Consider the following 5,556-nt stretch of genomic DNA (forward strand, 5'->3'; position numbering starts at 1 on the left):
AACAATAACTACAATTGACTTAAGTATTTGAAAGGCGCTTAATCGCCGCTTGGCAGCTTGCCGCAGCACTTTATACAGAAATTAGTCGGAAAAATCAAGACTCGCAAACGCGAGCTTCTTTAAACCAATTGTCCCTGGGAAATTTCTTGGCAGTAGGTTTTTAGCTCGCCCAGCGTTGGCTCCATGCGTTGTTCTAGAGTTTCGCCTATAGCCCACCAGGATTGGTAGAGTTGTTGTTGTAGGAGCTGATCGCAGGTGCTGGTGATGTCTTTTATTTTTTCGCTATAGCCGTTTTTTACACTAGCTTGCCTTGCTTCTGGTAACATTAGAATAACGGTGTTGTACCAGGACAAAAAGGCTTCTAGATCGGTTACAGCTTTGCTAATGCTGCCATTTCCATCGATTACTCTGCCATTCTGAAAATTTTCTCGTGCGATTCGAAACTCTTCGGTTATTTTGTCAACGTATTCAATTGATATGCTCAAGCGGTGCTTTAGGTATTCTTCCTTGCTAGCGGTGCTAACCTGCATGATGCTGTCACCTTGGACGCTAAGGGGAACGCGCCAATCTATTTCGCTAAGGGGTTTATTGCTAATAGCGAGGTCGACAATTATGGAGTCCGGGTCGATATTAGCTTTAATAAACTCCACCAGATCGGGCATGGTGGTTATTCTGCTATAGTCAGCGGCAAGAGCCTGACCATTAACTTGAACGCTAATCATGGCGTTTTTACACTCCCCGTTAAAATATCCTTAAAATATTTTACGGCAGCTTACTTATTGCTGCTGCAAATAATGCGAGAACAATTTGTCAAACTTCTCAGTCCTTAAATAAAGACTTTCATAAAGCCCTCTAAGTTGTGATGCTAAAACTAGCGGATCGTCTCCACGCAAGTTTTGGTTCTCCATGATAAACATCCTCACGAGCGCCCCAGCTATGGGGTATGTTAGCCCTAACTCCTCAATTTCTCTATTGTTTTCGTTTATCTCCCCATTAACTGCGCCTAGTTTTGAAGGGGGACTATTAATGTCGATAATTAGTTTGTTTAGCTCCTCTATCAATTCTCTACCGCGTGCGGCGTGTGCTTGAATCGCTTCTAAGCCATGGCGAACTTCGCTGTGAAGCGGCTTAGCAGCTAGCGATTTAGAGGGGCTTTCTATGCTGGGAACTTTTGCTGCAATTTGGCAGAACTGCTCCTTCCACAAAGCGCGATAGGCATTGCGAGCGGCGTCGAAAAAGCGCATTGTGCTGCCGCTCCTCATCGCCGCGATATTTTTGTTTAGTGGAATGAATTCTAAAAAGTCGTCCGCATCAAATGCGGTGCGATAGACCATGACTTCTGAGGGGTTTGCGAGATTAATGGGTATGTGTATGTTTTTCTCCTCGCCCATCGGAGTATTGAGGCGAAGTTTTGTTACTTCAAAAACTAGTTCGGGAGAGATTTGGTCATGACAATCGGGCCGAGAGCAAGGAAAATTTGGATTACAGGGGCAACAAGACAATTGTGGCTGAATGACAAAATTGCCCTCACTATAAGGGCCAGTTTCAAAGGCCAGAGCGGAGGCGAGAAAGAGTGCTACTACGGGAGTGCCAACGGCAACTGCTAGATGCATTGGGCCGGTATCGCCAGTGATTAATACATCGGCTTTTTTTAGCAAGGCGCTAAGTTGATCCAAGTTAGTGCGACCTACTGCACTTACCACCTGCTGATGCGAGTATCCTTTTAATATTTGGTTTACTATGGGGAGTTCTTGAATTGTTCCCGTCATTATTACTCGAGCGTTTAGATTTTCCACTAAGAGTTTTAGCAAAGCAGAAAATTTGCGCGGCTCCCATTGGCGCTTCTCCTGACTGGCCCCCGCTTGCAGACAAATAAGAGGGCCACCGTGCGCAATGCCGTTTTCAGTTAAAAAAGTGACGGCGCTCGCGCTCGCCTCTTCTGGGATGTCGTACATCAACCTGTCCGGGTGTGCGGTTACGCCAGCAGAGCACCTCAGAATGTCTACTAAGTTAAGGGAGTTGTAGTCTCTATTAGAATGGTATACAAAGGCGGCAAAAAGCATTGACCAGGGATTAGATATAAGGCGATAGCCTTCATCGTCGGCAATCCAGCCCCGGCTCTCCTTAATGCCAAGCATCTTTAGCATTAGAGCTGTGTAGCCGGACGACGACATGTTTAAACAGTAATCGAAATTGCGCGAGCGCAGCTCCTCGAGCACCTCGGTGATATAGGCATACGCGCTAACAATTCCTTCGCCCTCGCGCTCCAGACAGCGACATATCATCGACATGTCCATAACGTACGTGTCGTCAACGCCGGGAATGCCATTACAAATTGCTGCGAATTGCTTATCTACTGCCACAGTAATTTTGGCATTTGGATTTTCTTGCTTAAGCCCAATAATAGTAGGCGATGCTTGCAGCAAATCCCCCAAGCGAGTTATGGCAACTAGAAGAATGTTATTCGCCTTCGCGCAGTTTGTTGACATAGGTAGTGTGCTGCCTTACGTGGTGAAGAAACAACAATTTTTGTTCCGTCTCGCTAAGTGCTCCATTAGAGGTTTGAATATCGACAATTAGCGAATCGAGTTTCGGCTCTCTGCCTTGCTGGTAAGCGTCGTTTACGCGTTTTGATAGTTCGGGAAATTTTACAGCGGCGCGCATTAATCCAGGCCAAGCACCGGACTGCTGTTTTGCTCTAAAAAACTCGAAGTTATCTGCATATATGTGACCCAATAGCGAGCGCATTCTATGTTCATACGTGTGGCATTCGAGAGCTCGTTTGCGAGCGGCTGAAGCCATTCTTTGGCGCTCCTCTGGATGATTCAAGTAATAGTCGATTTTTTCAGAAAGCTCCTTAAGCGTTGAAAAAGTCGCTACCTCATAGTCAGCCTTGAATAGCTCAGGTAACAGACTGCGATTGTCGACCAACTGGAATGCCCCGCAGGAAGCTAACTCAAATGTGCGGGGATTAACAAAATTGCCAAAAGGCTCTATTCCGTCCCTTTCGTTAGAGGAATGGAGGTTGATGTTAATTTTTGATGCGTTAAATATTTTTACGTATTCTTCCGGCTCGAGGCGCCGTCCCTTTTCTTGAACCAAACGGTCGAATGGTCGGCCGGAGGGCCATTCTGTCCCCCAGATCTTAAAATTGGAGCTGGGGAAGCGCGAAAAGACTTGCTGGCGATTGTTGTATCCAGCCCCTACAAAGGAAATATCGGAGCCCCAGCGAGTTACTTCGTCGGGTGTAAGGGAAAGCGGCTTGTGCACTAATGGTGAGCAGCCCACTGGCAAGTAGAAAGCGTGTGCAGCGCCGGCGGTTTTTACCCTTTTTAAATATTCCCCATCTTGTATTAAGAACATGTAATCGTAGTAGCGAGAAATCTGTTGCCAAGTGGTGAACCGGTCGCAATCCTCCACAAACCACATGGCGGTAATAATTCCTCTTTTGCGGAACTCGCTAAGTGCTCGTGCCGACAGAGGAGCTTGGGCGACGCAAATGAGAATGTCTATTGGGTGTTCGTTTGTAGCCTCAACTACGAAGTCGGAGAGCATTTCGACGTATTTGTTCTCGAGCAGGTTCACGCGATGTCTCTTGTTGACTAGTTGTCGAATATGCGTATATCCGCGATGAAAGGCTTGTAAGTCGAAATATTGCACGCGTTGGCCGCTTGCAAGCAGCGCATGAGCTATGTATCGGGCAATGGGTAGCGAGCCGCCATAAAGTGGGCCTACTACTGCAATCGATGGCCTAAGCTCCTTCCAGGCTCTTTCCGACAGCCAGTGTCGGCGAAATTCTCTAATCGTTTCTCCTTCCATTACTTGAGTTTGTGGGTGAAGTGCAAGGTAGGCAAAGCGGAGTTCTGGATATGTATCAATTGCGTTCTTAAAATTGTCTAGCGATATTGATAGCGATGACAGGCGAGTTATGATGTGCCTGCAATCGCGCGCCTGCATTATCGCGCATAGAACATTCGGATTTGGTTCTACTACGTGGAGAGCTTTGCTCGACCGAGAGGCTAATGCGTCTAAGTGGTAGCCAGTGGCAAAACCCATTATTAGTATTTGTTCTGCCGATTGCGCATCGGCGCTATTTAGAGTGCGCTCTGCCCAAACCTCCGCTGCTCTCTTAGGATTCTCCATTTGGTCTAGTGGTGTTGTTCCGGAGAATATCACTGTATCGCCCTTAGAGTTCTGTCTTGCGCTTACGGCTTCTGCGGCGGTTAGGTGTGCTAGGATGCTGGCGATGGCAGGAAAGCGTTGTTCTAGGGCTGTTAGATTATTTTTAAATACCTGGGAGTGTAGCGAGATGGTGCTGCTGGAGGAAAGTGAGGGAGGCTGTGGTGTGGCAATTGTAGGAGAGAGGTTTAGGCTGGCGGCATTGCTAGAGCGCAGGCGTTTAAGTATTTCCAAAGTGGAAGTTTCTGGAGCAGTGTAATTGGCAAGCGCAAATTCTAAAGTTTCTTGTGCCAGTTTAAAGTGTTTTGCTTCCATGTGCTCGGTAGCTCGGGCTATGCACATCAAATATTGTGTACGTGAGCCGGGCCAGTCGAGCGGTGCCTCTTGTTCAAAGCCAGTATTTAGGAGTCGTTCTATAGCATAGGGTTTAGCCGAAGGAGCGCCGGTTCTTCTTAGAACCACTATGTAGGGAGCTGAATTGTTTTGTTCTTCAGTTATCGCGTCGTCAGGCGCAAATGGGATTCCTCTAATGGATAGGAGGGCAAATCCAGCGGCCTCGCAAGCGTCTTTTAACGAACCCACTGAGTAGCTTCTAACTGCCATGGTATCCTGCATAACAGTGTTGTGGACCGAAGAACCCATATATAGGTGAAGCAAGGCTAGGCCGTCGTTTTTTATTGCGCGCGATAGCGCAGTAAGAGTGCCAGCGAATATCGCAGTTGGCATTCGAGTGATGACGTCAAAGCTGTACGCTAAGTCTATTTCAGCGTCATTAATAGTCGGTAAGTCCGCGGCGTTTCCTTCGAGCAGGTCTACATTGTGGCAATCTGAGAGAAATGTTTTTGCTCTATTGATTGCTGTTAAAGAAATGTCTAAGCCAGTAATGTGCTTAAAAGTTTTACTTGCTGGGCGAAGCAACCTGCCAACACCGCAACCAATCTCCAGGGCTTTTTTGTCGCTAAACGTTCCATTGCCAAGGTTTTGAGAAAGGAGATCAAAGTCGCGCTTCGCGCTTTTCCACATATCTTCATCGCTCTTAGCGCCATTCGCCGCCCAGTAGAGATAATCGTGGCAAACCCTTGCTTCCCACTCTCTGAAAATAATTGCGCTAATATTACTGAGCTTACTCTCGAAACCGTCATTGTCCATCGAAAAACTCAAGTTTGCCTTTGAGCTCCGTTATTCTGTATTCCTATCTATGAATATCGATGCGGATATGATCGAAAAAGACGCAGTGTTTTGTTGCCAATTAGTTGATTTTCGGTCGAGCTTGGTGAAAAGTCGGGACTGAGGGAGTGAAGTTGCTAGACTTGAGCTTAGTATAGCATTATTTTTGGGCAATCATTGTGGGCCGATTAATCATTACTAGCAGGTATT

General features: G+C 46.9%; 3 protein-coding genes. All 3 read right to left on the reverse strand.

Annotated features, from left to right (window positions below; translation table 11 throughout):
• Positions 1 to 119: 119 nt before the first annotated feature.
• The 3 genes from IT291_06260 to IT291_06270 are packed head-to-tail and all read right to left on the reverse strand — an operon-like array spanning position 120 to position 5,328.
• On the reverse strand, positions 120 to 722 hold the full coding sequence (locus IT291_06260; protein ID MCC6220824.1) for a hypothetical protein: 603 nt from the start codon (positions 720 to 722) through the stop codon (positions 120 to 122).
• Positions 723 to 776: 54 nt separating this feature from the next.
• Entirely contained in the window at positions 777 to 2,489 is a 1,713-nt protein-coding gene (locus tag IT291_06265) for a glycosyltransferase family 9 protein (GenBank protein ID MCC6220825.1), read from the reverse strand.
• Positions 2,461 to 5,328, reverse strand: a complete 2,868-nt coding sequence (locus IT291_06270) for a glycosyltransferase (protein MCC6220826.1) — start codon at positions 5,326 to 5,328, stop codon at positions 2,461 to 2,463. Before IT291_06270 ends, IT291_06265 begins: the two co-directional genes overlap by 29 nt.
• Positions 5,329 to 5,556 lie beyond the last annotated feature (228 nt).

This window comes from Deltaproteobacteria bacterium (assembly GCA_020845775.1).
Classification (GTDB): Bacteria; Bdellovibrionota_C; UBA2361; order SZUA-149; family JADLFC01; genus JADLFC01.

Coding starts and splice junctions, on each gene's coding strand:
- IT291_06260 (MCC6220824.1), bottom strand. CDS start 722: ATGATTAGCGTTCAAGTTAATGGTCAGGCTCTTGCCGCTGACTATAGC.
- IT291_06265 (MCC6220825.1), bottom strand. CDS start 2,489: ATGTCAACAAACTGCGCGAAGGCGAATAACATTCTTCTAGTTGCCATA.
- IT291_06270 (MCC6220826.1), bottom strand. CDS start 5,328: ATGGACAATGACGGTTTCGAGAGTAAGCTCAGTAATATTAGCGCAATT.